Source organism: Micromonospora hortensis (genome assembly GCF_022230935.1).
GTDB classification, from domain to species: Bacteria; Actinomycetota; Actinomycetes; order Mycobacteriales; family Micromonosporaceae; genus Micromonospora; species Micromonospora hortensis.
On the sequence record NZ_JAKKFE010000017.1, the window covers coordinates 21,700 to 47,770 of the forward strand.

Annotated in this window: 27 protein-coding genes and 1 pseudogene; 9 read left to right on the top strand and 19 right to left on the bottom strand. The window is 72.3% G+C overall.

Translation table 11 applies throughout. The features are described 5' to 3' along the window. Nucleotides 1-122: 122 nt before the first annotated feature. From mutM to rsmD, 8 genes and pseudogenes are all read right to left on the bottom strand, one after another. On the bottom strand, nucleotides 123-980 hold the full coding sequence (mutM, locus tag NIE111_RS12820; RefSeq protein ID WP_238684613.1) for a bifunctional DNA-formamidopyrimidine glycosylase/DNA-(apurinic or apyrimidinic site) lyase: 858 nt from the start codon (nucleotides 978-980) through the stop codon (nucleotides 123-125). 193 nt (nucleotides 981-1,173) lie between these two features. Beyond that, nucleotides 1,174-1,923, bottom strand: a pseudogene (gene rnc / locus NIE111_RS12825) (ribonuclease III); the annotation flags it as partial. Next, nucleotides 1,920-2,903 (bottom strand): phosphate acyltransferase, encoded by a 984-nt coding sequence (locus NIE111_RS12830; protein WP_238684614.1) that lies wholly within the window; start codon nucleotides 2,901-2,903, stop codon nucleotides 1,920-1,922. The pseudogene rnc and the gene NIE111_RS12830, both read right to left, overlap by 4 nt. 114 nt (nucleotides 2,904-3,017) lie before the next feature. Then, nucleotides 3,018-3,191: a 50S ribosomal protein L32 gene (gene rpmF, locus NIE111_RS12835; protein WP_030335284.1), complete on the bottom strand. Its 174-nt coding sequence runs from the start codon at nucleotides 3,189-3,191 to the stop codon at nucleotides 3,018-3,020. 5 nt (nucleotides 3,192-3,196) lie between these two features. Continuing rightward, complete coding sequence (locus NIE111_RS12840) at nucleotides 3,197-3,760, bottom strand: YceD family protein (protein ID WP_238684615.1); 564 nt, start codon at nucleotides 3,758-3,760, stop codon at nucleotides 3,197-3,199. Between the two features lie 109 nt (nucleotides 3,761-3,869). Continuing rightward, nucleotides 3,870-4,367 (bottom strand): SPFH domain-containing protein, encoded by a 498-nt coding sequence (locus NIE111_RS12845; RefSeq protein WP_238684616.1) that lies wholly within the window; start codon nucleotides 4,365-4,367, stop codon nucleotides 3,870-3,872. A gap of 254 nt (nucleotides 4,368-4,621) precedes the next feature. Continuing rightward, the gene (gene coaD, locus NIE111_RS12850) at nucleotides 4,622-5,104 is read right to left on the bottom strand and encodes a pantetheine-phosphate adenylyltransferase (protein WP_030335289.1); all 483 of its coding nucleotides are present in this window, start codon (nucleotides 5,102-5,104) and stop codon (nucleotides 4,622-4,624) included. Then, the gene (gene rsmD / locus NIE111_RS12855) at nucleotides 5,101-5,664 is read right to left on the bottom strand and encodes a 16S rRNA (guanine(966)-N(2))-methyltransferase RsmD (protein WP_238684617.1); all 564 of its coding nucleotides are present in this window, start codon (nucleotides 5,662-5,664) and stop codon (nucleotides 5,101-5,103) included. Before rsmD ends, coaD begins: the two co-directional genes overlap by 4 nt. A 305-nt stretch (nucleotides 5,665-5,969) precedes the next feature. Here rsmD and NIE111_RS12860 point away from each other — a divergent pair, with 305 nt between their 5' ends. After that, nucleotides 5,970-7,475: a cell wall anchor protein gene (locus tag NIE111_RS12860; RefSeq protein WP_238684618.1), complete on the top strand. Its 1,506-nt coding sequence runs from the start codon at nucleotides 5,970-5,972 to the stop codon at nucleotides 7,473-7,475. A 197-nt stretch (nucleotides 7,476-7,672) separates the two neighbouring features. Here NIE111_RS12860 and recG read toward each other — a convergent pair whose 3' ends face one another. Then, complete coding sequence (gene recG, locus NIE111_RS12865) at nucleotides 7,673-9,871, bottom strand: ATP-dependent DNA helicase RecG (protein ID WP_238684619.1); 2,199 nt, start codon at nucleotides 9,869-9,871, stop codon at nucleotides 7,673-7,675. Beyond that, nucleotides 9,868-11,484, bottom strand: coding sequence for a DAK2 domain-containing protein (locus tag NIE111_RS12870; protein WP_238684620.1), 1,617 nt, complete (start codon nucleotides 11,482-11,484; stop codon nucleotides 9,868-9,870). Before NIE111_RS12870 ends, recG begins: the two co-directional genes overlap by 4 nt. A 287-nt stretch (nucleotides 11,485-11,771) precedes the next feature. Here NIE111_RS12870 and rpmB point away from each other — a divergent pair, with 287 nt between their 5' ends. Beyond that, nucleotides 11,772-11,963 carry a 50S ribosomal protein L28 gene (rpmB, locus tag NIE111_RS12875; RefSeq protein ID WP_011905179.1) on the top strand — a complete coding sequence of 64 codons (192 nt, stop codon included), beginning with the start codon at nucleotides 11,772-11,774 and terminating at the stop codon, nucleotides 11,961-11,963. 173 nt (nucleotides 11,964-12,136) lie between these two features. Here rpmB and NIE111_RS12880 read toward each other — a convergent pair whose 3' ends face one another. Next, entirely contained in the window at nucleotides 12,137-12,598 is a 462-nt protein-coding gene (locus tag NIE111_RS12880) for a GNAT family N-acetyltransferase (RefSeq protein ID WP_238684621.1), read from the bottom strand. Nucleotides 12,599-12,627: 29 nt separating this feature from the next. Continuing rightward, entirely contained in the window at nucleotides 12,628-13,617 is a 990-nt protein-coding gene (locus NIE111_RS12885; RefSeq protein WP_238684622.1) for a thiamine-phosphate kinase, read from the bottom strand. A 96-nt stretch (nucleotides 13,618-13,713) separates the two neighbouring features. Here NIE111_RS12885 and NIE111_RS12890 point away from each other — a divergent pair, with 96 nt between their 5' ends. Together NIE111_RS12890 and NIE111_RS12895 are read left to right on the top strand one after the other, a co-directional pair. Further along, nucleotides 13,714-13,947 (top strand): Lrp/AsnC ligand binding domain-containing protein, encoded by a 234-nt coding sequence (locus tag NIE111_RS12890; RefSeq protein ID WP_030487446.1) that lies wholly within the window; start codon nucleotides 13,714-13,716, stop codon nucleotides 13,945-13,947. 9 nt (nucleotides 13,948-13,956) lie between these two features. After that, nucleotides 13,957-14,640, top strand: coding sequence for a DUF3515 family protein (locus NIE111_RS12895; RefSeq protein WP_274531045.1), 684 nt, complete (start codon nucleotides 13,957-13,959; stop codon nucleotides 14,638-14,640). A 55-nt stretch (nucleotides 14,641-14,695) separates the two neighbouring features. Here NIE111_RS12895 and NIE111_RS12900 read toward each other — a convergent pair whose 3' ends face one another. Continuing rightward, the gene (locus NIE111_RS12900; RefSeq protein WP_238684624.1) at nucleotides 14,696-15,796 is read right to left on the bottom strand and encodes a D-alanine--D-alanine ligase family protein; all 1,101 of its coding nucleotides are present in this window, start codon (nucleotides 15,794-15,796) and stop codon (nucleotides 14,696-14,698) included. A 195-nt stretch (nucleotides 15,797-15,991) separates the two neighbouring features. Beyond that, nucleotides 15,992-16,210 (bottom strand): hypothetical protein, encoded by a 219-nt coding sequence (locus NIE111_RS12905; protein WP_238684625.1) that lies wholly within the window; start codon nucleotides 16,208-16,210, stop codon nucleotides 15,992-15,994. A gap of 278 nt (nucleotides 16,211-16,488) precedes the next feature. On the opposite strand from NIE111_RS12905, the gene NIE111_RS12910 reads away from it, so the two are divergent. Both NIE111_RS12910 and NIE111_RS12915 read left to right on the top strand, forming a co-directional pair. After that, a complete protein-coding gene (locus NIE111_RS12910; RefSeq protein ID WP_091393087.1) occupies nucleotides 16,489-17,334 on the top strand; it encodes a helix-turn-helix domain-containing protein in 846 nt (281 codons plus the stop codon). A gap of 5 nt (nucleotides 17,335-17,339) precedes the next feature. After that, nucleotides 17,340-17,540: a DUF397 domain-containing protein gene (locus NIE111_RS12915; protein WP_112582016.1), complete on the top strand. Its 201-nt coding sequence runs from the start codon at nucleotides 17,340-17,342 to the stop codon at nucleotides 17,538-17,540. A gap of 41 nt (nucleotides 17,541-17,581) precedes the next feature. On the opposite strand, the gene NIE111_RS12920 is transcribed toward NIE111_RS12915, so the two are convergent. From NIE111_RS12920 to NIE111_RS12940, 5 genes are all read right to left on the bottom strand, one after another. Further along, nucleotides 17,582-18,631, bottom strand: coding sequence for an ROK family protein (locus tag NIE111_RS12920; RefSeq protein ID WP_238684626.1), 1,050 nt, complete (start codon nucleotides 18,629-18,631; stop codon nucleotides 17,582-17,584). 231 nt (nucleotides 18,632-18,862) lie between these two features. Further along, a complete protein-coding gene (locus NIE111_RS12925) occupies nucleotides 18,863-19,648 on the bottom strand; it encodes a putative protein N(5)-glutamine methyltransferase (RefSeq protein WP_238684627.1) in 786 nt (261 codons plus the stop codon). 8 nt (nucleotides 19,649-19,656) lie between these two features. Then, nucleotides 19,657-20,775 carry a cystathionine gamma-lyase gene (locus tag NIE111_RS12930; RefSeq protein WP_238684628.1) on the bottom strand — a complete coding sequence of 373 codons (1,119 nt, stop codon included), beginning with the start codon at nucleotides 20,773-20,775 and terminating at the stop codon, nucleotides 19,657-19,659. Nucleotides 20,776-20,783: 8 nt separating this feature from the next. Continuing rightward, nucleotides 20,784-21,791 carry an NAD(P)H-dependent glycerol-3-phosphate dehydrogenase gene (locus NIE111_RS12935; protein ID WP_238684629.1) on the bottom strand — a complete coding sequence of 336 codons (1,008 nt, stop codon included), beginning with the start codon at nucleotides 21,789-21,791 and terminating at the stop codon, nucleotides 20,784-20,786. 67 nt (nucleotides 21,792-21,858) lie between these two features. Further along, complete coding sequence (locus NIE111_RS12940) at nucleotides 21,859-22,596, bottom strand: lysophospholipid acyltransferase family protein (protein WP_238684630.1); 738 nt, start codon at nucleotides 22,594-22,596, stop codon at nucleotides 21,859-21,861. A gap of 129 nt (nucleotides 22,597-22,725) precedes the next feature. On the opposite strand from NIE111_RS12940, the gene cofC reads away from it, so the two are divergent. Genes cofC through NIE111_RS12955 form a run of 3 tightly spaced genes read left to right on the top strand, consistent with a single transcriptional unit; the run spans nucleotide 22,726 to nucleotide 26,047 of the window. Continuing rightward, a complete protein-coding gene (gene cofC / locus NIE111_RS12945; protein WP_238684631.1) occupies nucleotides 22,726-23,373 on the top strand; it encodes a 2-phospho-L-lactate guanylyltransferase in 648 nt (215 codons plus the stop codon). A 58-nt stretch (nucleotides 23,374-23,431) separates the two neighbouring features. Continuing rightward, complete coding sequence (locus NIE111_RS12950) at nucleotides 23,432-23,629, top strand: cold-shock protein (RefSeq protein ID WP_030335323.1); 198 nt, start codon at nucleotides 23,432-23,434, stop codon at nucleotides 23,627-23,629. Between the two features lie 54 nt (nucleotides 23,630-23,683). After that, a complete protein-coding gene (locus NIE111_RS12955) occupies nucleotides 23,684-26,047 on the top strand; it encodes an RNA degradosome polyphosphate kinase (RefSeq protein ID WP_238684632.1) in 2,364 nt (787 codons plus the stop codon). Nucleotides 26,048-26,071: the final 24 nt, after the last annotated feature.

The window sequence follows — 26,071 nt, forward strand, 5'->3', positions numbered from 1 at the left end:
ACCACCGGACCGGGCGCGGGGGTCCGTTCGCCGGGGGTCGAACCCCGATCCGGGCGTACACCGGGGTCCACCCCGGAGCGACCCGCCGCGACCCGCCGGCATCGCCCCGAGCCGGCTCCGGGTCATCCCCGAAGGGAACCCCGGGGCCGTGGCTGACAGTGCGGGCAGCTGTACGAGGACCGGTTCATGAACGCCTCACGGCGGATCGGCGCGCCACACCGCCGGCACGGCTCGCCCTCGCGGCCGTACGCGTTGAGCGCCCGGTCGAAGTAGCCACTCTCGCCGTTGACGTTCACGTAGAGGGCGTCGAAGCTGGTGCCGCCCTCGCTGATCGCCTCGGCCAGCACGTCGCGGACGTGGCCGAGCAGGCGCTGCGCGGCCGGGCCGGTCAGCGCGTCGGTGGGTCGGCCACCGTGCAGCTTGGCGCGCCAGAGCGCCTCGTCGGCGTAGATGTTGCCCACCCCGGAGATCAGGGTCTGGTCGAGCAGCGCCCGCTTCACCTCGGTGTGCCGGCGGCGCAGCGCCGCGACGAACGCCTCGTCGGAGAACTCCGGGTCCATCGGGTCGCGGGCGATGTGCGCGATCTCGTCGGGCAACTCGGCGCCACCCTCGCTCACCGAGAGCCCGCCGAACGTGCGCTGGTCGACGAAGCGCAGCTCCGGACCGTCGTCGCTGAACCGGAACCGGACCCGAAGGTGGGTCTCGTCAGGCGTCCCGGGTGGCTGGAGCAGCAGTTGACCCGACATGCCGAGGTGCCCGACGATCGCGTCACCGCTGTCCAGTGGCAGCCACAGGTACTTGCCGCGACGGCGGGCGTCCAGCACCGTCCGGCCGGCGAGCACGTCGGCGAAGTGCACGTCGCCGGGAACGTGCCGGCGGACCGCACGCGGATGACGAACCTCGACCGAGGCGATCCGACGGCCGACGACCCACTGGGCCACCCCCTGCCGGACGGTCTCCACCTCGGGCAGCTCAGGCACGCGGCCGACCCGTCTCGTGACCGTCGGCGCCCCCGGCCGGCAGCGCCTGCGCCAGGTGGTCGGCCTGCTCGGCCTGAGCCGCCCGCTCGGCGCGCTCCAACGGCCCGAACGGCTCGTCGGAGTCGGCCGAGTCGTCCCGACCGATCGGCTGGTCCTGGCGATCGTCGCCGGCCCGACCACCCCGGCCGTCGTCGCCGGCCCGACCGTCCTTGCCGTCGTCGCCGTTCTGACCGTTCTGCTCGGCGAGCGTCCGCCAGGCGGCCTCGGCGGCCCGCTGCTCGGCCTCCTTCTTGCTGCGCCCCTCGGCGCCGCCGTACCGGATGCCGGCCACCACCACCCAGGCGGTGAACGTCTTGAGGTGATCCGGGCCGGTGCCCTCGATCCGGTACTCCGGGACGCCGAGACCGAGCGCCGCCGTCAGCTCCTGGAGGCTGGTCTTCCAGTCCAGTGCGGCTCCGCGACCGGCCGACTCGGCCATCAGCGGGTCGAAGAGCCGGTGGATGACGATCCCGGTGGTGTCCAGGCCGTACTGGAGGTAGATCGCGCCGAGCAGCGCCTCCAGTGTGTCGGCGAGGATGCTCGCCTTGTCCCGACCACCGGTCGTCTCCTCACCCTTGCCGAGCAGCAGGTACGCGCCGAGCCCGTCCGGGCCCAGACCGCGGGCCACGTCGGCGAGCGCCCGCATGTTGACCACGCTGGCCCGCAGCTTGGCCAACTGCCCCTCGGGCAGATCAGGGTGGTTGTGGAACAGCGCCGTGGTGATCACCACGCCGAGCACCGAGTCGCCGAGGAACTCCAGCCGCTCGTTGGTCGGCAGCCCGCCGTTCTCGTACGCGTACGACCGGTGGGTCAACGCGCGCTGGAGCAGCTCGGGTTCCAGGCTCACTCCGAAGGCGGCTTCCAGGTGACCGACGGACGCCCGCCGCCGCTTGTCGTTGCTCATGTGCGTACCTCGGTGTCGGTGGAGCGGTCGGTGCGACCCGTCGCGGCGTCGCTGTCGAGCAACGCGGAGACCAGATCGGTGGCGCGCCGCCGCCACAGGTGGGCGGCGAGAGCTATGCCGGAGGCGACGTCGTCGGCCCGGGCGGACCCGTGACAGACGACCACCGTCCCCGCGACGCCCAGCAGGGCCGCCGCGCGGGGCGCGCCGCCCTGGGCAGGTGGGCCGCCGGCCATCGCGTACGCGCCCTCAATGGCCTTGAGCAGCACGTTACCGGTGAAGCCGTCGGTGACAACCACATCGGCGCGCGCGCCGAGGGCCACGTCGTACCCCTCGACCAGGCCGACGTAGCGCGCCCCGCCGGGCAGCGGTTCGACGGCGAGCAGGGGGTCGGTGGCGCGCCGGACCCGGTCGCCCTTGCCGGCCTCGGTGCCGACCGAGAGCAGCCCGACCCGGGGCGCGGCGATCGAGTGGGCCACCGCCGCGTACGCGGCGCCGAGCACGGCGTGGCGGGCGAGGGTGGCCGGGCGGGGTTCGAGGGAGCCGCCGACGTCGAGCAACACGACAGGCCCCGCCACTGCGGGCAGGGTGGCCGCCAGAGCGGGTTGGCGGATCTCCGGCGAGCGGCCGAGACCGAGTACGGCAGCGGTGACTGTGGCGCCGGTGGCGCCGGCGGAGACCAGGGCGTCGGCGGTCCCGTCCCGGACGGCGGTGACCGCGGCCCGGACGGTGCTCTCGGCGCGGGCGGCGCTGGGATGGTCGGCCATGCCGACGACATCGCGAACGGGCCGCACCGTGATCCGGGCGCGTTGCGCCGGATCGAGGGCAGCAATCAGCTCGTCGGCGACCTCGGTCGGACCGACGAGAAGCAGATGCAGGTCAGGGTCGGCGCGCATGGCCCGCAGAGCGCCGTCAACCACGACGGCGGGAGCGTCGTCCCCGCCGAGGAGGTCAACGGCGATCCGCGCGGCGCCCGGCTCCACCGGAACGCCGGCCGGATTGGGCCGGCCGGCGTCGGAGGGAGCCGGAGCACCGGGCGAATGCCAGGATGCGCGCGCCGCCCGACCTGGGGTCGGGGGCGTCACTCGGCGTCCAGGTCAGACCTCGAGAACCTGGCGGCCGTTGTAGGTGCCGCAGACGGAGCAGGCGGCGTGCGGCAGCTTCGGGGACTTGCACTGCGGGCACGCAACGGTCGCGACCACTGTCGCCTTCCAGTTCGCCCGGCGGGACCGGGTGTTGCTGCGCGACATCTTGCGCTTCGGGACGGCCACGGTTCTTACTCCTCTGTAACGGTCAGTTGCGACAGGCCCGCCCAACGCGGGTCGATCTGCTGGTGACTGTGGTCGGCCGGCAGATCGTCCCAGTGCGCCCCGCATTCGGGGCACAGTCCTGGGCAGTCCTCCCGGCAGAGCGGGTTGGTCGGCAGCGTGAGCACCAACGCGTCCCGCAGCGCCGGCTCCAGGTCGATCAGATCGCCCTGCATCCGGCCCACCTCGTCCTCGTCGGTCGTGGCGTCCGTGGTGCTGTCCTCGTACGCGTACAGCTCCTGGATCGTCACGCCCATCGAGTCGTTGATCTCGCGCAGGCAACGGCCGCACTCGCCCCGGACGGGACCGGTGATGGTCCCGGAGACGAGCACGCCCTCGGACACCGACTGCAACCTCAGATCGAGGTCGAGGTCCGCGCCCTCCGGCACGCCGATCAACTCCACACCGAGGTCCGCCGGTGCCGGCACGACCCGCTGGACCTCACGCAACGCGCCAGGGCGACGCGGCAGGTCCCTCGTGTCGAGGACCAGCGGCGCCCTGGGGTTGAGTGTCGATGGCGAGTGCTTGGGCATAGTTAGACTCCGGCCGGTGAGAGGCCGACAAAAAAGGTTACCTGGACGACCGCCGGCCCGTCGAACCGGGGGCGACGCCCGCCTGAGAAGTCGGCTGGTGAGGTGCCGCTCAGAAGGGTAGCGGGCGTTCCGCCTCATCCCCACCGAAGGTGCCGATCTCCCGTAGCGCGTGCATCTTGTCGCGGCCGCGCTCTATCGAGGCCAGCGCCCGGGTGAGGAACTGCTCGAAGTTGGCCAGCGCGGTGTCGACGTAGTCGTCGACCTCCTCACGCAGGCGCTGCGCCTCGGCGCGGGCCTCGCCGATGATCCGGGCGCCCTCATGCTCGGCCGACACGGTGATCTCGTTCACCGAGACCAGGCGGGCGTGTTCTGCCTCACCCTCGCTGATGATCCGGTCCGCCTCGCGCTTGCCGGCTTCCATGATCTTGTCGCGCTCCTCCAGGAGCGCGGCGGCGCGACGCAGGTCGGCGGGGAGATCGACACGCATCTCATCGAGGGCAGCGATCATCTCACCCCGGTCGACCATGCAGTTGTTGCGCGACATCGGGACGGAGCGCGCCTGCTCCAGGATGGCGATCAGTTCGTCGATGCGATCGAGCGGGTCCACCGGCTACCTCACTCCTGTCGTTCGTCGGCCGACCTCCATGATGCGGGCTACGGCCGTTCCCCGCGCCACCAATCATGTCGTGCCGGCCCCACCGCCGCCCCACTCACCCCAACCCGGCGAGTCGCGACATAGTCACCCCCGGCTCCCACCACGCCGATCTTGCACTTTCGGTCGCGTCAAACCACGCCGAAAGGGGCGATGCGGGCACCGTAAGTGCAAGATCGCGAGGATGAAAGGGGGACGCCAGGGTCCGCTTAGCGGCGGGGGCCCAGGCGGGCCTGGAGGGCTTCGCGGACCGGGTCGGGGACGTGGGCGGAGATGTCGCCACCCCACTTGGCCACGTCCTTGACCAGGCTCGAGGAGAGGAACGAGTAGAGCGGATTGGTCGGCATGAAGAGCGTCTCGACGCCGGCCAGACCGATGTTCATCTGGGCCATCTGCAACTCGTAGTCGAAGTCGCTGACCGCCCGCAGGCCCTTGATCAGCACACTGGCCTGCTGGGCCCGGCAGAAGTCCACCAGCAGCCCTCGGAACGACTCGACCCGCACGTTGCCGTACGACGAGGTCACCTCGCGGAGCATCTCGATGCGCTCCTCGACGGTGAACAGGCCACTCTTCGACTGATTCACCAGCACACCGACGATCACCTCATCGAAGAGCCGACTGGCCCGCCCGATGATGTCGAGGTGTCCGTTGGTGACCGGGTCGAACGAACCGGGGCACACCGCACGTCTCATGATCGGCGACCGTACCAAAGGGTGGTCTCGCCGTAACGACGACTGCGCTCGGGGGTGATCCCCTCCACCCAGTCGAACTCCCTGGTGCGACGGGACCGCTCCACCACCACCAACGCGTCGGGCGCCAGCCAGCCGCCGTCGACGAGCGCGGCCAACAGCGCGGTGATCTCCTCGTCCGGCACGGCGTACGGCGGGTCGGCGAAGACCACGTCGTACGGCTCACCGTCGGGTCCGGCGGCCAGCACCGTCGCCACCTTGCCGGTGACCAGACGGGCCGCCGGACCGGCACGGAGGGCCGCCACGTTCTCCCGGATCACCCGGGCCGCCCGCGGGTCGGACTCGACAAGCAACACGTGCCGGGCACCCCGGGAGAGCGCCTCCAGACCGACCGCGCCGGAGCCGGCGTACAGGTCGGCGAAGCGGGCGCCGTTGAGATCGACCTCGGCTTGGACGGCACTGAACAGCGCCTCCCGGACCCGGTCCGAGGTGGGTCGGGTGCCGGCGCCGGGCGGCGCGGCGATCCGCCGGCCACCGAGCGTCCCGGCCACGATCCGGGTCACCGTTTCCTCCTGCTCATGCCCGCGACGCTACGCGATGCGGCGGACCTGGCGGCCGACACGGTCGGTGCCACGATGAAGATCACGTGATCACTTCTCGTATATCAATGATCTCAACTTAATAACATCCGTCTTAGCAAATCCTGAGCGCTGTATCACGAGCGGCGATCTCGCTAGGGTCTGCCGGGTGCCGGCGGCAACCCACCGGCCCGCGGTGCGGGAGGGCCCCTCTCCTATCGGACGTGCAGTGACCGTCCACTGTCGCTCCCGTGCCACACCCCTGACGCTTCAGCACTCCAGGAGTACCCGTGATCCGTCCCAAGCTGTCGCTACGGCGACCGCTGGCCATCCTGGGAGCCGCCCTCGTCGGCCTCACCGGGGCAGTCGCGGTGGCCGCTCCGGCCAGCGCGCACCACACCACCATCACCGCCACCGCCGACTGTGACCGGCTCTCCGGCGAGCGCGTCATCACGTGGAAGGTCGAGAACAGCGAGCGCGGCAAGGCCGTGACGCTGAAGAAGGTGACCGCGGAGCCCTCGACTGAGGTCACCGTGCCCGTGGAAGGCGCCAAGGCAGTCCCGCTGCAGGGCTATGTCATCCCCAAGGCCGGCAGCATCACGGCCGTCCAGCGGGTGCCGGGCGACACCGCTAACGCCAAGCTCACGGTGTTCGGCAAATGGAAGAAGAACGGCCAGGAAGCAACCAACGACGGCAGCATCAACCTCGCCGCCGACAATTCCTGCGCACCGACTCCGAAGTGCGTCGACGTCAACAAGGCCAAGTACAGCCACACCTTCGACGGCCCGAAGGGCACCGCGACCGTCAAGCTCGACGGTGACCTGCCGCTCTGCGGCGAGGGCAAGCAGTGGTTCACGTTGGTGTCGTACTTCGCACCCCGGCCGCAGTTCGCCACTCCGCAATACGTGTACGGCACGCCGGACAGCAACTGGATCGGTGGCACCCAGACCGAGATCAAGCTGAACGTCGAGATCCCGGACTGCCACACCCAGGTCGACCTGATCTGGGGCGACAAGGACGAGGTCATCGGCGAGCTGGTCGACGGCGGCGAGCGCTACGGCAACAAGAAGCTGGGCTCGGCGGGCGCTCCGGGTAACCGGTCCAACGGCCCGCAGGGCTGGTACAACGGCGGCGACAAGAGCTGCGTCACCCCGGCCACGACCTTCGCGTCCAACTGCGACGGATCGGTCGCCGTCTCGCTGAGCAACGACGGCAAGATCAGCAAGTACGCCGTCGAGTTCGAGGTCAAGGGCGAGAACGGCTTCTCCAAGAAGGTCTCCGTCCCGGCCGGCAAGGCCGACAACAGCATCGTGGTGCCCGCCAACGCCGGCAAGATCGAGGTGCTGGTCGACGGCAAGGTCATCGAGAACGGCACGTACTCGTGGCAGCGCCCCGAGGACTGCCCGCTGCCGGCCGTCACCACCAAGGCCGACTGCAAGGACTTCGCCCTCACCGTGACCAACCCCGAGGGTGGGCTCCCGGTCAAGGCGGCCTTCACCTACGGCGGCAAGACCGAGACCCGTACGGTCGCGGCCGGCGCGTCGGAGACGGTGACCTTCAAGGCGGGTAAGGCCGAGACGGCGCTCGTCGCGCTGCCGGAGCTGGACCTGGAGATGGAAGCCGTCTACACGCCGGAGGGCGACTGCGGTGGCGGTGGCGCCGGCGGCGAGGAGCCGGGCCTTCCGGTCACCGGTGCGGCGGCGGGCGGCATCGCCGCTGGCGCGGTCGCGCTGCTCATCGCGGGTGCGGTGCTGTTCGTCATCGCCCGTCGGCGTCGGGTGACCTTCACCGCCTGACCTGACCTGCGCTGAACCCGAGGGCGCGTCGACCATCCGGTCGACGCGCCCTCGGTCGTTATGCGTTGACAGCATCCGGGCGTAGTCAGCGGCCCCGGTTGAGTTCCCACCCTTCCGAGAGCATGAGTGGGTCGTCAGTGCGCCGACGTATCGGCGCTATCCGAGGTAGGGGGCGTCGACGAGCAGCCGCGGTGACGTCAGCCCTTTTCCAGGTATTCTGCGCGGTCCTCGTCCACCAGTGCGGCCACCGAGGCGGCAAGTGCCGGGCTGTGAGCCAGCTCCGGGTCGTCCTCGATCAGGGTGATCGCCTCGGCGCGGGCGTCGCGGATCAGGTCGGCGTCGCGTCGCAGGGACAGCAACCGCAGGTGCGAGCGGTGCCCGGACTGGGTGGCACCCAGCACGTCGCCCTCGCGGCGTTGCTCCAGATCCAGTTCGGCGAGCTTGAAACCGTCGCTCGTGGACGCCACCGCGTCCAATCGTTCCCGCGCCGACGAACCCTCGGCCGCCTCGCTGACCAGCAGGCACAGCCCGGCGGCGGCGCCCCGGCCGACCCGGCCCCGCAGCTGGTGCAGCTGGGAGACGCCGAACCGCTCGGCGTCGAGCACGATCATCACTGTGGCGTTCGGCACGTCGACGCCGACCTCGATCACTGTCGTCGCCACCAGCACGTCCAGGTCGCCGGCCGCGAAGGACCGCATCACCGCGTCCTTCTCGTCGGCCGGCAGGCGACCATGCAGCACGCCGATCCGCAGGCCGTGCAGCGGGCCCTCGGCCAGCAGCGGGGCGACCTCGGTCACCGCCAGCGGCGGCCGACGGCCGTTGTCGTCCTCGGGTGGCGGTTCCTCGTCGCTGGTCGGCCCGTCACCGATTCGCGGGCACACCACGTACGCCTGGTGGCCGGCGGTCACCTCCTCGCGCAGTCGACGCCAGGCCCGGTCCAGGTAGGCCGGCTTCTCGGCGGCCGGCACCACGTGCGAGGTGATCGGCGACCGCCCCCGGGGCAGCTGGGAGAGCGTGGAGACCTCCAGGTCGCCGTAGACGGTCATCGCCACAGTGCGCGGGATAGGGGTGGCCGTCATCACCAGCACGTGCGGCGGTTGGTCGGCCTTGGCCCGCAGGGCGTCGCGCTGCTCCACGCCGAAGCGGTGCTGCTCGTCGACCACCACCAGGCCGAGGTCGGCGAAGTCGACCCCCTCGTACAGCAGGGCGTGGGTGCCGAGCACGATGCCGGCGGCGCCGCTGGCCACCTCGCCGAGCGCCCGGCGGCGGGCCGCCGCGCCCAGCGAGCCGGTGACCAGCTCGACCCGGGTGGCGTGCTCGGCGGAGCCCAGCTCACCGGCTCGCCCGAGCGGCCCGAGCAGGTCGAGCATGCCCCGGTGGTGCTGGGCGGCCAGCACCTCGGTGGGCGCCAGCAGCGCGGCCTGCCCGCCCGCGTCGACCACCTGAAGCATCGCCCGTAGCGCCACCACCGTCTTGCCCGAGCCCACCTCGCCCTGCAACAGACGGTGCATGGGGTGCGGAGTGGCCAGGTCCGCCGCGATCTCCACACCGACCTCCCGCTGACCGGCCGTCAGCTCGTACGGGAGTCGGGCGTCGAAGGCCTCCAACAGCCCGCCAGGGTGCGCCGGGCGGGGCCGGGCCGGCCAGTCGGCCGCCCGGTGCTTGCGCTGCACCAGGGTCACCTGGACGGCGAAGGCCTCGTCCCACTTGAGGCGCCGCCGCGCCTGGTGCAGCGCCTCCTTGCTGGACGGCCGGTGGATCTCGGTCAGCGCGGCGCCCAGCCCGACCAGCTTGCGGCTGGCCCGCACGGCGCTCGGCAGTGGATCGTCCGGCGGGGTGAAGGTGTCCAGTACGACGCGCACGCAGCGCGCGATCACCCAGGTCGGCACGGCCGCGGCGGCCGGGTAGACCGGGATCAACGCCCCGGCGAACTCCTCGATGTCGTCGCTGACCGCCGCCTCGCCGTCGCCACCCTCGCCGAGCAGGACGTACTCCGGGCCGTTGAGCTGCCGTTTGCCCCGGAACTCGGTGACCTTGCCGGCGAACAGACCCCACCGGCCCGGGCGCAGCTCTCGCTCGCGCCACGCCTGGTTGCCGAAAAAGGTCAACGTCAGCACCCCGCCGGAGCCGTCGCCGACTGTCACCTCCAGCAGATTGCCCCGCCGCTGACGCATCGGGCGCACCGCGGTGCGCTGCACCTGGGCCAACACGGTGACCTGCTCACCGACGTCCAGTGAGCGGATGTCGGTGTGCTCACCACGCTCGTCGTAGCGACGCGGAAAGTGGTAGACCAGGTCACCCGCGGTGTGCAGGTCGAGGTGCGAGGCCAGCGCCTTGGCTGTCTTGTCCCCGACCAGCTTCTTCAGCGGAGTGTCCACAGTGGCTGGTTCGCTCATTCGATCCCTACCAGGAGCGGATAAAACGGCTGGCCGCCCGGGTACGCGTGCACCTCGACGAACGGCCAGCGCCGCGCGACGTGCGCGCGGACGGCGTCGGTGAGCCCGGCCGGGGCGTCCACCCCGGCCAGCAGGGTGACCATCTCGCCACCACCGCCGAGCATCCGGTCGACCACCGCGGCGCAGGTGTCGGTGAGGTCGGTGCCGATCAGGTGCACCTCCCCCTCCACCAGCGCCAGCACGTCACCGGGACGGCACGGGCCGGCCACTGTCAGCGCCTCCCGGCTGGCATGGCAGACCTCGGCATAGCGGCAGGCGCCGGCCGCCTCGGCCATCGCGATGACGTCGTCCTCGAAACGGCGGTCACCGTCGCGGACCGCGAGGGCTGCGAGGGCCTGCACCGGTGAGCGGGTCGGCACCACGCTCACCTTGATGCCGTACCGATGGGCCTCGCGGGCGGCAGCGCTCGCCACCGCCTCGGTGTTGGCGTCGTTGGGCAGCACCACCACCCGGGCCGCGCCGGTGCTGCGGACGGCGTCCAGCAGCTCACCGGTGGACGGGTTGCCCGGCACGACCGTGGCGCCCTCCGCGGCGAACAGGTCGGCGATGCCGCCGCCGGTGGCCACCACCACAGCGGCCCGGCCGGCCACCACCGGGCCGGAGGGCGACTCCGACTGGTCGGCGAACCGGGTGACCGAGATGCGGTAGGGGCGGCCGGCGGCAACACCGGCCTCGACCGCCGCACCCACGTCGTTGACGTGCACGTGCACGTTCCAGGTGCCTTCCGGCTCGCGCCCGTCGCCGACGACGACCAGCGAATCTCCCAGGGCGTCGAGCGCCCGCCGCAGACCGGCGACCGCCTCGGCCGGGGCGTCGAGCAGGAACTGCACCTCGTACGCGTATTCGTCGGAACCGGTCTCGCGGGCGACGGTGGCCGCCGGGCGGGCGGCGGAGCGCGGCGTCGGCGCGGGCCGGGCGGTGCGCTCCCCGGTCAGCACCTCGACCAGGGCGTCGAGCAGGACGCAGAGCCCTCGGCCACCGGCGTCGACCACACCGGCGCGGGCCAGCGCCGGTAGCTGTTCCGGTGTGCGGGCGAGGGCCTCGGCCGCCGCCCGGGCCGCGACACCGGCCACCGTCGGCAGGTCGTCGCTGTCCGCGCCCTCGGCCGCGGCGGCGGCCGCCGCGACAACGGTGAGCACTGTGCCCTCGACCGGCCGGGAGACCGCTGTGTACGCGGCGGTGGTGCCGGAGCGCAGCGCGGCGGCCAATTCCCTGCCACGCACCGCCGGCACCCCGGCGACCTGGTCGGCGAAACCACGCAGGATCTGCGAGAGGATCACCCCGGAGTTGCCCCGCGCGCCGAGCAGCGCGCCCTGGGCCATCAGCCGTAGCGCGTGCCCGTGCGCCGTCGGCCCGCTGTCGGGGAGAGTGTCCAGATCCATGGCGAGGGCCTGCTGCGCCGAGGTGAGGGTGAGCACCAGGTTGGTGCCGGTGTCGCCGTCGGGCACCGGATAGACGTTGAGCTGGTCGATCTCGCCCTGGTGGCGCTTCAGTGCGGCCAGCCCGCTCGCGCACCAGCGGCGGACCGCGGCGGCGTCGAGGGTGTCCAGCACGGGCAGAAGCCTACTGGCGCGCACCGACACCCGTCGGACTCGTCCGGCGTGTCCTCGCCGGCCCGGGCCGGCGCTGGCGGCGGCGCGGACGAGCGCCTCCGGTACCCTTGCCGCCGGGCCGGCCCACCGCTGGGCGGGCGGGCCCACGACCAGGCGGAAGCCGGAGCACGGGCGAGCGCCGGACCGGGCCGGTTGGCCGGGTCGGCGAGTCATCGGGTAACCTGACCAGGTTGCCCGGGCAGCACCTGCCGGCGACCTCATGAACGTATCAATCCCAGGAGTATCCCGTGGCTAGCGTGTGCGACGTCTGTGGCAAGGGACCGGGCTTCGGCCACAACGTGTCCCACTCGCACCGGCGGACCAACCGCCGCTGGAACCCGAACATCCAGTCGGTGCGTACCCCGGCCGGTGGCGGCAACACCAAGAAGTTGAAGGTCTGCACCTCGTGCATCAAGGCCGGCAAGGTCACCCGCGCCTGACGCGGTAGCACCCACCTTTTCGTTCGGCTCAGCCGGCGGACCCAGAGGGTCCGCCGGCTTAGTCGTGTCCGCGGCCCGGCACCGCGCGCCTACGTCTGGCGCGCGGCCCCGGCCGGGCCGACCGTGACACCCGGCACACGGGCCGGTCGGGCCCGGCAGGGCTGACCCACAGGTCAGAGGGTGCGGCCGAAGGAGACGCAACCCTCCGCGTCCTTGTAGAAGCCGAAGTTCGGGATCCGCTCGTACCCGGCGGAGCCGTACATGGCGATCGCCTCGGGCTGCTTGTCGCCACACTCCAGGACCACTCGCTTGCGGCCGTGCTCGCGGGCGGAGCGCTCGACGGCCGCCAGCACCGCGCGGGCCACCCCCCGCCCCCGTGCCGCCGGGGCCGTGTACATCCGCTTCAGCTCCGCGCTGTCCGCGCCGTGGCTGCGCCAGCCACCGCAGCCGACCGGCTCGCCGGCCAGGTAGGCCACCAGGAACGCCCCATCGGGCGGCTCGAACTCGGCCGCGTCCACCGGGGTGTCGTCGCCGGTGCCACCGTAGCGGGCACCGAGGTCGGCCAGTGCGGCGATGATCAGGTGCTGCGCCACCGGTGCGTCGAACCGCACCACCCGGATCTCGATCTCACTCACGGTATCCAGGGTACGGCCGCCTGCGGGCCTCACCGGAAGTGGTCCCAGCCGGCCGGGCCGTCGTGGGCGACGCCGTCGACAGTCACGCCGGCACCCTCGGTGACCAGACCGATCGGCCGCCAGTCCGGCGGCAGCGCCACCGCCGGGGGGAAGGTCGCGGCCAGCGCATGATCGTCGCCACCGGCGAGGATCCAGGTGTACGGGTCGACGCCGAGCGCCTGCGCCGCGTCGGCCATCTGCCGGGGCACCTCGAACCCGTCGCGGCGTACGTCGATCGCCACCCCGCTGGCCGCCGAGACGTGCCCGAGGTCGGCGAGGAGCCCGTCCGACACGTCGATCATGGAGGTGGCGCCGAGCAGGGCGGCCTGCGGGCCGGCCTGGTAGGGCACCTGCGGCCGCCGGTACGCCTCGACCAACAGCCGAGGGGTACGGAAGCCCCGGGTCAGCACGGTCAGCCCGGCTGCCGCGAACCCGGTGCGCCCCGCCAGAGCGAGCACGTCCCCCGGTCGGGCGCCCGAGCGCAGCACGGGCGGACGGCCCGCCAGGTCGCCCAGCGCGGTGACCGCGACGGTCAGGGTGGGACTGGCCGACATGTCGCCGCCGACGACGCTCGCGCCGACAGTCGCCGCCTCCGCGGAGAGCCCGTCGGCCAGTTCCTCCGCCCACGCGGTGTCCAGGTCCGCCGGCATGCAGAGAGCGACCAGCAGGGCTGTCGGCGTGGCACCCATCGCCGCGATGTCCGCCAGGTTGGCGGCTGCCGCCCGGTGCCCGACGTCGCGGGCCGAGGACCAGTCCCGCCGGAAGTGCCGCCCGTCGACAAGCACGTCGGTGGAGGCCGCCACCCGGCCGTCCGGCGCGGCCACCACCGCCGCGTCGTCGCCCGGACCGAGCAGGGTCGTCGGCCCGTACGACAGCCGGGCGGTGATCTTCCCGATCAGCCCGAACTCCCCGATCCCGGACACGCCGACGCCACCGCGGGCGTTCCGCCCGTGCTGCCCGGCTCCGCCGTGCTCGCTCACCGCTGCTCCTTGACCACCGATAGGGATCAGACCTGGTCCGTAAGGTACTTTCACCCTTCGGGCCGCTCCCGGGCGGCGACGGACGGAGGTCGAGTCGTGGTACAGGCGTACATCCTCATCCAGACCGAGGTCGGGCGCGCACGTGACGTGGCGGGTCTCATCGCGGACATCCCCGGCGTGGTACGCGTCGACGCCGTCACCGGCCCGTACGACGTGGTCGTCCTCACCGAGGCGAACACCGTCGACGAGCTCGGCAAACTCATCGTCAGCAAGGTGCAGATGGTGCCCGGCATCACCCGCACCCTCACGTGTTCGGTGGTGCGGCTGTAAGTGGACGAGATGACGACCTCCTCCTCGGCTCTGGACGACGACAGGGCGCGCGACGCGGCCGACGGTACGTCCGAGCCGGCTGACGGTAACCGCGAGTCGACCGATCCGGCCGCCGCCGCGCCGGCCGGCCGCGATCGGACCATGCGTGGCGCGGCCCTGCTGGCCACGTTGATCGCGCTGCCGATCACGCTGCTGGTGGCCGTGCTGGCCTTCAGCAAGCTCAGCCCGGACACGCCGGCCGCCGCGCCGACGCCCTCCGCGACCACCGCCCGGGTGCAGTCCACCACCCCGGTGGAGATGGCCGCCCCGGCGCTGGCCGCCCGCCCGGCCACTGTCTGCCGGGCCCTGCTCTCCCAGCTTCCGGCGAGCATCCGCGACCTGGCCCAGCGGCCGGTCACCGCCGGTCCGGAGCAGAACGCCGCCTACGGCGACCCCGCGCTGACCGTGGCCTGCGGCGGCACCGAGCCGGCCTTCCCCAGCACCGACGAGGTCTGGACGGTCAACCGGGTCTGCTGGCACCTGGCCGAGCAGGCCGACGCGGCGGTCCTCTCCACAGTCGATCGGGAGACGCTGATCACGGTGCGCGTCCCGCGCTCGTACGAGCAGCCGTTGCAGTGGTTGCCGACGATCTCCAGCACGATCGTGGCGAGCGTGCCCTCCGGCGGCGCGATCCCGTCCGGCTGCCAGCGCTGAATCCGAACCGACTCCGCCCGCGTCGGCTGACCGGCGCGGGCGGGGTTCGGACGGCTCAGTGCAGGCCGACGCCGCGCCGCTGGGCGGTACGGATCAGCCGGTTGACCAGCTTCGGGTACTCCAGGCCGGAGGCCGCCCACATCCGCGGGAACATCGACGTCGGGGTGAAGCCGGGCATCGTGTTGATCTCGTTGAGGTAGACGTCCAGGTCGGGAGTGACGAAGAAGTCGGCCCGGGCCAGACCGGCGCAGTCCAGTGCGGTGAACGCGCGGACGGCGTACTCCTGCACCTGGCGGGTCACCTTCTCCGGCAGGTTGGCCGGGATGTCGTACTCGCAGGAGTCGTCGAGGTACTTCGCCTCGAAGTCGTAGAAGTCGTGGTCGGCGACGACCCGCACCTCGGCCAGCACGGACGCCTCGGGCGTGCCGCCGGCCTCGCCCTCCAGCACACCGCACTCGATCTCGCGGCCGACGATCGCGGCCTCGATGATGACCTTCGGGTCGAACTGCCGGGCGGCGGCGACGGCCGCGTCCAGCTCTGCCCAGTCGGTGACCTTGCTGACGCCGAACGACGACCCGGCCCGGGACGGCTTGACGAAGACGGGCAGGCCGAGCCGCTCCTTGTCCTGCTCGCTGAGCGTCATGCCGTTGCGCAGCACCGCGTACGTGCCGACCGGGATGCCCTCGACGGCACAGAGCTTCTTGGTGAACTCCTTGTCCATGGCGGCCGCGGAGGCGAACACGTTCGCCCCGACGTAGGGGATGCCGGCCATCTCCAGCATTCCCTGGATGGTGCCGTCCTCGCCGTAGGTGCCGTGCAGCACCGGGAAGACCACGTCCACGTCGGCCAGCGCCCGGGGGCCCTCGGTCGGGTCGAGCACCATCAGTCCGTTGCCGGTGGGGTCGGCGCGCAGCACGATGTCGTCACCCGAGTCGGCGGTGATCTCCGGCAGCTGACGGGCGTTGATCGCGAGCTGGGCGGGGTCTCCGTTGGTCAGCACCCACTGGCCCGCCCGGGTGATGCCCACCGGCACCACCTCGAACTCGTCCGGGTCGAGTGCGCCGAACACACTGCCGGCGCTGACGCAGGAGATGCCGTGCTCCGGGCTGCGGCCGCCGAAGACGATCGCCACGCGGGTCTTGCCTGGGGTGGTCACTCCGGTCACCTCTTCGTACGCGACTGCGGCTGGTCGTGCTCGCCGGTGGCGCTCACCCGGTTGACCTTACTGTGCGTGGCCGCAGGGCGAGGCGATACCCGGCGAGCCACGGCACGACACGGCAAACAGTCAGGAGAGGATATACGGTGTGTAATCGGACGGTAGTGCTGCCACAGACCGCCGACCTGGGCCTGTTCAGTCCCGGGAGTGCCGGCGCCCGACCGCGATCACCTTCACCCGCTGCCGGCCGGCCCGCACCATGCCCAGCGCCATGAACGCTCCGGCGATGCGGTCGGCGGCCTCCCGGCTGCTCGCGCCGACGACCTGCCGGCGCCGTTCCGGCGCGACCCGCTCGTTGCGGTTGACGCCCTCGACGTGGCGCACATCGGTGAGCACCACGAGGAAGCGGGTCATCGCACTCCGCCCGAGGGTACGGCGGGGGGCTCCGGGCGGGTTCGCACGTCGTCTCCTTCCGGCAGGCCGGGATGGAGGGGCGGCACGCGACGATCGGGTACGGGGGAGAAACCCGATCGCCGCGCGCCCCATCCCCTCCGGTCGCTCACCACCACCGTCGCCACGACAACCGGCGGTGAGGACGCCATAACAGATTGACACGTGTATAGGCGTGAATGCAACTCCCATCGACGTTCTCTCATGCAGACGTTCCCGCAAATGTGTGCGACCATCGATGCATGGCTCCGAAGACCGCCCGCGCCCGCCGGCTCGGCATCGCCCTGCGCCACCACCGGGAAGCCGCCGGGCTGACGCTGGAGACCGCGGCGGATGAGATCAACAGCACCCGCAGCACCCTCTCCCGCTACGAGAACGCCCAGACCCTGATCAGCCCGGCCACCGTGCGCGCCCTGCTCACGTCGTACGGGGTGAGTGCCGAGGAGGTGGCCGCGGCGGTGCAGCTCGCCAAGGACGCCCGCAAGCCCGGCTGGTGGGTGTCGTACTCCTACCTGCTGGATCCGCGCACCATCGACTTCATCGCGCTGGAGGCCGAGGCAACAGCCATCGCCAACTTCGAGCCCTCGGTGGTCCCCGGCCTGTTGCAGACCGCTGACTACATCCGTGGCGTGATGCGCGGCGGGCCACACACCCTCGGCGACGACCTGGTGGAGCAGCGGGTCAAGATCCGGCTCGACCGACAACAGCGGCTCACCGCCGACCAGCCGCCCATCCTCGACGCGATCATCGACGAGGGCGCGCTGCTACGGCCGGTCGGTGACCAGTCGGTGATGAACGGGCAACTACGGCACCTGGTCAAGATGGCCGAGTTGCCGAACATCAGCGTCCAGGTGATCCCGCTCTCCGCCGGCTACCACCGGGGCACCCGGGGTTCCCTGCACATCCTCGAGTTCGCCGACCCGGAGGACCCGATCATCGCGTCGGTGGAGACAGTTGCGGGTCAGATGATCCTCGACCGCGCCGGCGAGACGCGTACCTGCACCAAGATCATGGAGCATCTCCGAAGCGTGGCGCTCAGCCCGGCGGACAGCCGCGAGATGCTCCTGTCAGTCCTGAAGGGACGGTAGGACCGATGACCCCGATGATCACAGCGGCGTTGGCCGCGGCGCGGTGGCGCAAGAGCAGCCGCAGCGGCGACGAAGGCGCCTGCGTGGAGGTGGCCGCGATCCCGCGGCTCGTTGCTGTGCGCGACTCCAAGGACCCGGCCGGCCCGGCTCTGCTGTTCCCAACGGCGGCCTGGGCCGCCTTCGCCCAGGCGCCACCGCAGCGCTGACCACAGGTGCCGAGCCGGTGCGGGCCGAGGCCCGCGCCGGCTCAGGCAACCAGCCGACGAGGCTCCGGCACGGCGCGTAGCGCCTCCAGCGCGGCGATCGCGACGCCTCGGGCACCGGCCATGTCCCGATCCGGTACCAGGGCGAAGGCGGCCACCGCGGCCTGCTCCTCGCGGAGGACCGTGTGCTCGCGGACAGTCGCCAGAAACCAGTCGCGGAACTCCGGCGCCGCCTCCACCACTCCGCCCCCGACGAAGTACGCGTGCGGGTCGGTGAAGTTCGCGGCGACGGTGAACAGCCGCCCCAACGCCATCGCCTGCTGGGTGAAGAGGTCCCGCGCGAGAGCGTCCTCGCGCTCGCCGTACCCCCGGACCAGCTTGGCCCCCCGGGCCACCGGCTCGGCCACGAGCGGGTGCTCGGGGTACCGGGTCAGCCAGTACGGCAGCAGGTTGCGTTCGATGCCGGTCAACGAGGCGACGCTCTCGACATCTCCGGTGAAGCCGCAGGCGCAGGTGGGCTCCGGCTGGCCCGGGCCGAGCAGCCCAGTGAGCGGGATGTGCACATGGCCCAACTCCCCCGCCATCCCGGCCGCACCGGCGATCACCCGGCCGCTCTCGACCACACCGCCGCCGAGGCCGGTGCCGACGATCGCGGACACCGACGAGCGGTTCATCGCGTCGGCGCCGAAGTAGACGTGGTGGGCGTAGAGCGCCGCCGCGTTGCCGTCGTTGTGATAGATCACCGGCAGCCCGAGCCGCCGCTCCAGCGCCCCTCGCACGTCGAAGCCGCGCCAGGCCGGCTGGGAGAAGTTGGTGGAGCCCCGCGACGAGATGACGCCCTCGGCGCTGGCCGGGCCGGGAGTGTCCAGCCCGACCGCCTGAACCAGGTCGCGCGGCACGCCGGTCTGCGCCAGCGCGCCGTCCAGCGCCTGGGCCAACGCCTCGATCGCCGCCTCCGGCCCGGCCCGTACCTCGCTGGGGATCTCCAACAGCCCGTCCACCAGGAAGCGGCCGTCCACCGTCAGCACTGTGGCGTTGTTGCTGGTGCCGCCGTTGTCCAGCCCGACGACCACCGGCACCCCTGCGCTGCCCACCGAAACCGCCTCCCGCCGTCGTGAGTGTGAGCCGAGGCTAGTGCCAACCCCCCTCCCCCGCCATGCCCGGGCAGCCGCACCCTCCCCGCGATCTTGCACTTGCTGTCCCGACACAAGGGGCATCCCACTCATCCCGACAACCGAAACTGCAAGATCGCGGGGAGGGGGCGGGGCGGGGCGGGGTGGGGTGGGGTGGGGGCGGGCGGGGCGGGGCGGGTGGGGCGGGGCGGGTTAGGGGCGGCGGGCGCAGACCGCGGTGGCGTCCAGGTCCTCGTCGTGGCGCACTGTGGGTACCAGGCCGGCCGCGGTGAAGGCCGCGCAAAGGGTTTCGACCTGGGTGGTGCCGGCTTCGACCACCAGGTGGCCGCCGGGGGTCAGCCACTCGGCGGCGTCGGCACCCACCCGGCGCAACACGGACAGCCCGTCCGGGCCGCCGTCGAGCGCCACCGGGGCCTCGTGCAGCCGCGCCTCCGGCGGCATCAGCGCGACCGCGTCGGTCGGCACGTACGGGGCGTTGGCGACCACCAGGTCCAGCCGACCCCGCCACTGCCGGGGCAGCGGCGCGAAGAGGTCACCCTCGTACACCTCGACCTCCAACCCGACGACGTTGCGGCGCGCACACGCCACAGCCGCCGGGTCGATGTCGGCGGCGGCCAGCCAGCGCGGCGCGAGCCGGTGTGCCAGCGCGACGGTGGTGGCCCCGGAGCCGCAGCACAGGTCGACCACGGCCGGAGCCGCGCCGGTCAGGTCGGCCGCCACCTCGACCAGCAGGGCGGTCCGGGCCCGGGGCACGAAGACGCCCTCGTCGACGGCGATCCGCAGGCCGCAAAACTCCGCCCAGCCGAGCAGGTACTCCAACGGAACGCCCGCCACCCGACGGTCGGTCAGGTCAGCCAACGCCGCAGGGCTTCGCGCGGCGGCCAGCAGCAACTCGGCCTCGTCCTCGGCGTAGACGCAACCGGCGGCCCGCAACCGACCCACCAGGGCGGCCCGGTCGGTGCGGAAAGGGAGCGCCATGGGAGACGTCAGACCGATCCCGCCACATCCAACGCGGCGGCGATGTCGGCCACCAGGTCCGCGGTGTCCTCAGCGCCGCAGGAGAGCCGGACGAAGCCGGGAGCGGTGTCGTCGCCCCACTGCGCCCGCCGGTCGGCAGTGGTGTGCAGGCCACCGAAGGAGGTCGCCGCCGCCACCAGCGTGGCGGCCTCGACGAATCGGCCCACCCGGTCAGCGTCGCCCAGGTCGAACGAGAGCACCCCCGGTATCCGGCGCATCTGCGCCGAGGCCACCGGGTACGCCGGGTCCTCCGGCCGCCCCGGCCACCGCAGGCCGGTCACGTCCGACCGGCCCGCGAGCAGGTCCACGACAGCGGCGGCGTTGGCGCTCTGCCGCGCCAGCCGCAGGTCGAGAGTGGCCAGTGACCGGTGGGCCAGCCAGGCGTCGAACGCGCCCGGAACCGCCCCGGTGGTGGTACGCCAGGTCGTCACCGCCTCGATCAGCTCGGTGGACCGGCTGGCCAGGTAGCCCAGCAGCAGGTCGGAGTGGCCGGTGAGCGCCTTCGTCCCGGAGGCGACAACCAGGTCGGCACCGAGATCCAACGGACGCTGTCCGAGCGGGGTGGCTGTGGTGTTGTCCACCGCGAGCAGCGCGCCGGCGGCGTGCGCCCGCTCGGCCAGGGCCGCCACGTCGACCACGTCGAGGCCCGGGTTGGCGGGCGTCTCCACCAGCACCAGCCGGACGCCCTCGAACGACGGGTACGGCCCGACGGTCGGCGCGAACAGCACCCGGACGCCGATCGCCTCCAGCACACCTGTGGCGAACGCCCGGACCGGGAAGTATCCGTCGGTGGGGAGCACCACTGTGTCCCCCGGCCGCAGCAGGCTGAGCAGCAGGCCGGTGATGGCCGCCTGACCGGTCGCGAAGACGCGGCAGTCACCGCCCTCCAGCTCGCCGACCGCCGCCTCCAGCAGCCGGCGGGTCGGGTTGTCGGGGCGACCGTAGCCGTTCGGTGACGTGCCCTGACCCTCGAACGGATCGAGGTGGTACGGCGCGGCGAAGACCGGCCCGGGTAGGAACGGGTCCCCCGGCGCCGGCTCGGGCAGGCCGGCACGTACGCAGCGGGTGCCGTCTCCCCACTCGCTCATCGGGTTCCTCACTCGTACGACTCGGGTTTGGCGGTGCGGCTCATCAGGGTCTCCACGGCAAGGCGCGGGTCCATGCCCTCGTGGCAGATCCGCTCGACGTGCTCGGTGATCGGCATCTCCACGCCGTGCGCCCGGGCCAGGTCGCGGATCGCCAGGCAGCTCTTCACGCCCTCGGCGGTCTGTCGGGTGGCGGTCTGGGCCTGCTCCAGCGTCTCGCCCCGGCCCAGATGCTCGCCGAAGGTGCGGTTGCGGGCCAGCGGGGACGAGCAGGACGCGACCAGGTCGCCCATGCCGGCGAGGCCGGCGAAGGTGATCGGGTCCGCGCCGAGCGCCACGCCCAGTCGGGCCGTCTCGGCCAGCCCACGGGTCATCAGCATGGCCCGGGTGTTGTCGCCGAAACCCATCGCGGTGGCGATGCCGTACGACAGGGCGATCACGTTCTTGACCGCCCCGCCCAGCTCACAGCCGATCACGTCGTCGTTGGTGTAGGGGCGCAGGTACGGGGTCCGGATCGACGACTGGACGAGCGTGGCGCGGGCGCTGTTCGTCCCGGCGACCACTGTCGCTGCGGGCTGCTCGGCGGCGATCTCCGGGGCCAGGTTCGGGCCGGACACGACGACCACCCGGTCCGCGGCGACCCCGGCGGTCTCCACGATGACCTCGCTCATCCGCTTGGTGGTGCCCAGCTCGATGCCCTTCATCAGCGATACCAGGGTGGAGTCCGGGTGCAGGTGCCCGGCCCATTCGGCGAGGTTGCCGCGCAGGGTCTGCGACGGCACTGCCAACACCACCACCTCGGCACCGGTGATCGCCTCGGCGGCGTCGGCGGTGGCGGTGACGCGGGCCGGGAGCAGCAGGCCGGGCAGGTACTCCGGATTGCGTCGCTCGGTCCGGATGCACTCGGCGACCGGTGCCCGGCGGGCCCACACCGTCACGTCCCGCCCCGCGTCCGCGAGGATCTTGGCGAACGCGGTGCCCCAGGAACCGGCACCGAGAACCGCGACGTGACCGCTCATGCCACCGCTCCGCTTCGCTTCGCGGCGGCCTGAACGGCACCGCTACTGAGCCAGACGATCCGCTCGCTCATGCCGCGTCGTCCCGCTGCTCGGGGCCGACGGAGGACCGGGCCGGTCGCTCCCACAGTGGCGGCGGGGTACCGCCACGGATCTCGGCGAGCATGTCCCGCAGCCGCAACATGATGGTGTCCGTCATCTCCTCGAGGGTGGCCCGGGTCGGCTGGGCGTCCGCCCATCGGCTCAGGTCGATCGGCTCCCCGGCGGCAACGGTCACCGGGATCCGGGGTCGCAGGCTGACACGGGTCGTCCGCGGGTCGAAGATCCGTTCCGGCCCCCACATCACCACCGGTACGACCGGGGCGCCGGTGGCCAGGGCCAGCCGGGCCGCACCGGTCTTGGCCTTCATCGGCCAGAGCTCCGGCTGTCGCGTGGTGGTGCCCTCAGGGTAGATCACGACGGCGCCGCCCTCGTCGAGCGCGGCGACCAGTGCGTCCAGTGAGCGGACGGCGTCAACGCTGCCCCGCTCGACCGGGATCTGCCGGCACCGGTGCAGGATCCAGCCGACCACCGGCACCCGGAACACGCTGGCCTTGCCCAGGTACTGCGGCCAGCGCCCGGAGTCGTAGATGAAGTGCGCGGACACCAGTGGGTCGGCGTGGGAGATGTGGTTCGCGACGATGATCATGCCGCCGTCGCCGTGGAGATGCTCCTGACCACGCCAGGTACGCCGGGTCCAGACGGTCATCACCGGCTTCACCAGCCACACGGCGAACCGTTGCCAGAACCCCAGCCTCCGCCGTGCCACTGTGCCTCCTCTTTCGCGCCCCAACCCCGCCGCGACATCCCGCCCGCGACGCCCGCAGCGGAAATCATGCCTGCTCGCCCCCGGTACGGCCAGCGAGGGGCCCACCGTCCGGCTGGCAGGATTGCGGACGTGACTCAGCCGAGGTGGGCCGTGGTGGTGCCGGTGAAGCGGCTGGCCGTAGCCAAGAGCCGGCTGCGGGGCGCGCTGCCCGGCGTACCCCATGAGGAGTTGGCGCTGGCCCTGGCGGCCGACACGCTCCGCGCGGTGCTGGCCTGCCCGGCGGTCGCCGAGGCCCTGGTGGTCACCGACGACGCCCGGGTGGCGGCGGCGGCACGGGCCGCCGGCGCGCGGGTGCTGCCGGACGAGCCGGACGCCGGCCTGAACGCCGCGTTCCGGCACGGGGCGGCCACTGCCGCCGCCGGGTGGGTGGCCGGGATCACCGCGGATGTGCCGGCGCTGCGCCCGGCCGAGTTGGCCGGCGCGCTGCTCGCGGCGCAGAACGGCCGGCAGGGGGTACGCCGGTTCCTGCCGGACGCGCCCGGCGGGGGCACCGTGCTGCTCACCGCCGGCCCGGATGTGCCGCTGGATCCGCGTTTCGGGGTGGGCTCGGCGGTAGCGCACGCGGCGAGCGGTGCGCTGCCGCTCGACGGCGACTGGCCCAGCCTGCGCCGGGACGTGGACACCGCCGCGGACCTGGCCGCCGCCGCCCGCCTCGGGCTGGGGCCGCGCACCGCCGCACTGATGGCCGCCGGTCGCCCCGCCCGCGCCGCAGGCTGAGCCGCCCGGCGGGCTGAGCCCACGCCACTGGGTCAACCGCCGGGTGTACGGTGCCAGCATGCAGGGCACTGTGGCCAGCTACGACGCGGCGACGCGCAGCGGAGTCCTGCTGCTCGACGACGGCACCGAGATGCGTTTCCCCGCCCGGGCCTTCGACGCCTCCGGGCTGCGACTTCTCCGGCTCGGGCAGCGGGTCCGCATCGACACCGATCCCGACGGCGAGGTTGTCCGGGTGACATTGCCGACGATGATCTGACCCGGCGAGCCCAAGTTCATTTTGCGTTTACCGTAATCGGGTGATTATGAGCGGGTGAGCACCCCTCGCGAGCAACCGGCCCACCCGCCCGCCACCGACCTCCGCAACGGCTCCCGTACGCGCGGCACCGATGGGCGCTTCCGCCCGTCCCGTGCCGAACGTGCCAGTGCCGCCCGCGCCGACACGCTCGCCGACGATCCTGGTGCCGCCTCCTCCGGGCTGGACGAGGTCATCGACCCCGCCCCGAACATCGAGGCGGACGGCCCGGCCGCCGGTGACGTCCACCCGGTCCTGCCCGACGACCTGCCGACCGGCGCCGCAGCGGAGGACGACGACGAGCCACCGACGGCCCCGCCGCTGCCCGAGGACCGGTTCCTCAACCGGGAGCTGTCCTGGCTCGACTTCAACGCCCGGGTGCTCACCCTGGCCGAGGACCCGCGCACCCCGCTGCTGGAGCGGGCCAAGTTCCTGGCCATCTTCGCCAGCAATCTCGACGAGTTCTACATGGTGCGCATCGCCGGGCTGAAGCGGCGGCTCTCCGCCGGCCTGCCGGTGCGCGGCGGGGACCGGCTGCCCCTGCGTACGCAGTTGGAGCTGATCGCCGAGCGGACCGCCGCGCTGGGCGCCCGGCACGCCGCCTGCTTCGTCGACGACGTGCTGCCCAAGCTGGCCGACGAGCGCATCCGCATCCTGCGCTGGGGCGAGTTGGGCGACGGCGAGCGGGAGCGGCTGCGCACCTACTTCCGGGAGCACATCTTCCCGGTGCTGACCCCGCTCGCTGTGGACCCGGCGCACCCGTTCCCGTACATCTCGGGGCGGTCGCTGAACCTGGCGGTGTCGGTTCGTGACCCGGACGGCGGTTCGGAGCTGTTCGCCCGGGTGAAGGTGCCCAACAACGTCCCCCGCTTCGTCCGGGTGGACCGGGACCAGCCGGGCGTCCGGATGTTGCCGGTGGAGGACCTGATCTCGGTGCACCTGGGGCAGCTGTTCAGTGGCATGCAGGTGGTCGAGTGCCACCTGTTCCGGGTCACCCGCAACGCCGAGGTGGAGGTCGACGAGGACCGCGACGAGGATCTGCTGCAGGCCCTGGAACGGGAGCTGGCCCGTCGGCGGTTCGGTCCCCCGGTCCGCCTGGAGGTCGCCGCGTCCATCTCCGACCACATGTTGGAGCTGCTCGTCCGCGAGCTGGACATGGACGACCAGGACGTGCTGCGGGTGCCCGGCCTGCTGGACCTGTCCGCGCTGTGGCAGGTCTACGGCGAGGCGGACCGGCCCGACCTGAAGGACCCGCCGTTCGTGCCGGCCACCCATCCCCGGCTCGCCGAGGGTGAGGTGCCGCGCAGCGTCTTCTCCACACTGCGCGACGGGGACATCCTGGTGCACCACCCGTACCACTCGTTCGCCACCAGCGTGCAGCGCTTCATCGAGCAGGCCGCCGCCGACCCGAACGTGCTGGCCATCAAGCAGACCCTCTACCGGACCAGCGGCGACTCCCCGATCGTCGACGCGCTCGTCGACGCGGCCGCCGCCGGCAAGCAGGTGGTGGTGCTGGTGGAGGTGAAGGCCCGCTTCGACGAGGTGGCGAACATCGGCTGGGCCCGCACGTTGGAACGCGCCGGCTGCCACGTGGTGTACGGCCTGGTCGGCTTGAAGACGCACTGCAAGACCGCGCTGGTGGTCCGGCAGGAGGGCAACCAGATCCGTCGCTACTGCCACATCGGCACCGGCAACTACCACCCGAAGACGGCCCGACTATACGAGGACTTCGGCATGCTCACCGCCGACCCGGAGATCGGCGCCGACCTCACCGACCTGTTCAACGTGCTCACCGGATACAGCCGGCAGACCGCGTACCGGCGGTTGCTGGTCGCCCCGCAGGGCATCCGCAGCGGCCTCATCGAGCGGATCGAGCGGGAGATCTCACACGTCCGCCTGGGCATGCCCGGCCTGGTCCAGTTCAAGGTCAACTCCCTGGTCGACGAGGGGGTGACCGACGCGCTGTACCGCGCCTCCCAGGCCGGCGTCCACGTCGACCTGCTCATCCGGGGCATGTGCACGCTGCGCCCAGGGGTGCCGGGGCTGTCGGAGAACATCAGGGTCCGCTCGATCCTCGGCCGGTTCCTGGAACACTCCCGGGTCTTCCGGTTCGGCAACAACGGTGAGGCCGAGTTCTGGATGGGCTCGGCCGACCTCATGCACCGCAACCTGGACCGGCGGGTGGAGGCGCTGGTGCGGGTGAGCGACCCGATCGCCCGCGCCGAGTTGGACCATGTGCTGACCGCCGCGATGAGCCCCGAAGTGGACGCGTTCGAGCTGGCCGGCGACGGGACCTGGACCCGGCGTACCGGCGGTGACGACGCCCCCCGGGCCCATCTGCAGGAACTGCTGCTGCGCCGCGTCGGTGGCACGGCCAGCTGACCGCGCAGCGCATAGGCTGAGCTG

Coding starts and splice junctions, on each gene's coding strand:
- NIE111_RS12895 (WP_274531045.1), top strand. CDS start 13,957: ATGACGACCTCCTCCTCGGCTCTGGACGACGACAGGGCGCGCGACGCG.
- NIE111_RS12910 (WP_091393087.1), top strand. CDS start 16,489: ATGGCTCCGAAGACCGCCCGCGCCCGCCGGCTCGGCATCGCCCTGCGC.
- coaD (WP_030335289.1), bottom strand. CDS start 5,104: ATGAGACGTGCGGTGTGCCCCGGTTCGTTCGACCCGGTCACCAACGGA.
- NIE111_RS12925 (WP_238684627.1), bottom strand. CDS start 19,648: ATGGCGCTCCCTTTCCGCACCGACCGGGCCGCCCTGGTGGGTCGGTTG.
- recG (WP_238684619.1), bottom strand. CDS start 9,871: ATGAGCGAACCAGCCACTGTGGACACTCCGCTGAAGAAGCTGGTCGGG.
- NIE111_RS12905 (WP_238684625.1), bottom strand. CDS start 16,210: ATGACCCGCTTCCTCGTGGTGCTCACCGATGTGCGCCACGTCGAGGGC.
- NIE111_RS12915 (WP_112582016.1), top strand. CDS start 17,340: ATGACCCCGATGATCACAGCGGCGTTGGCCGCGGCGCGGTGGCGCAAG.
- NIE111_RS12935 (WP_238684629.1), bottom strand. CDS start 21,791: ATGAGCGGTCACGTCGCGGTTCTCGGTGCCGGTTCCTGGGGCACCGCG.
- NIE111_RS12950 (WP_030335323.1), top strand. CDS start 23,432: ATGCAGGGCACTGTGGCCAGCTACGACGCGGCGACGCGCAGCGGAGTC.
- NIE111_RS12840 (WP_238684615.1), bottom strand. CDS start 3,760: ATGCCCAAGCACTCGCCATCGACACTCAACCCCAGGGCGCCGCTGGTC.
- NIE111_RS12930 (WP_238684628.1), bottom strand. CDS start 20,775: ATGAGCGAGTGGGGAGACGGCACCCGCTGCGTACGTGCCGGCCTGCCC.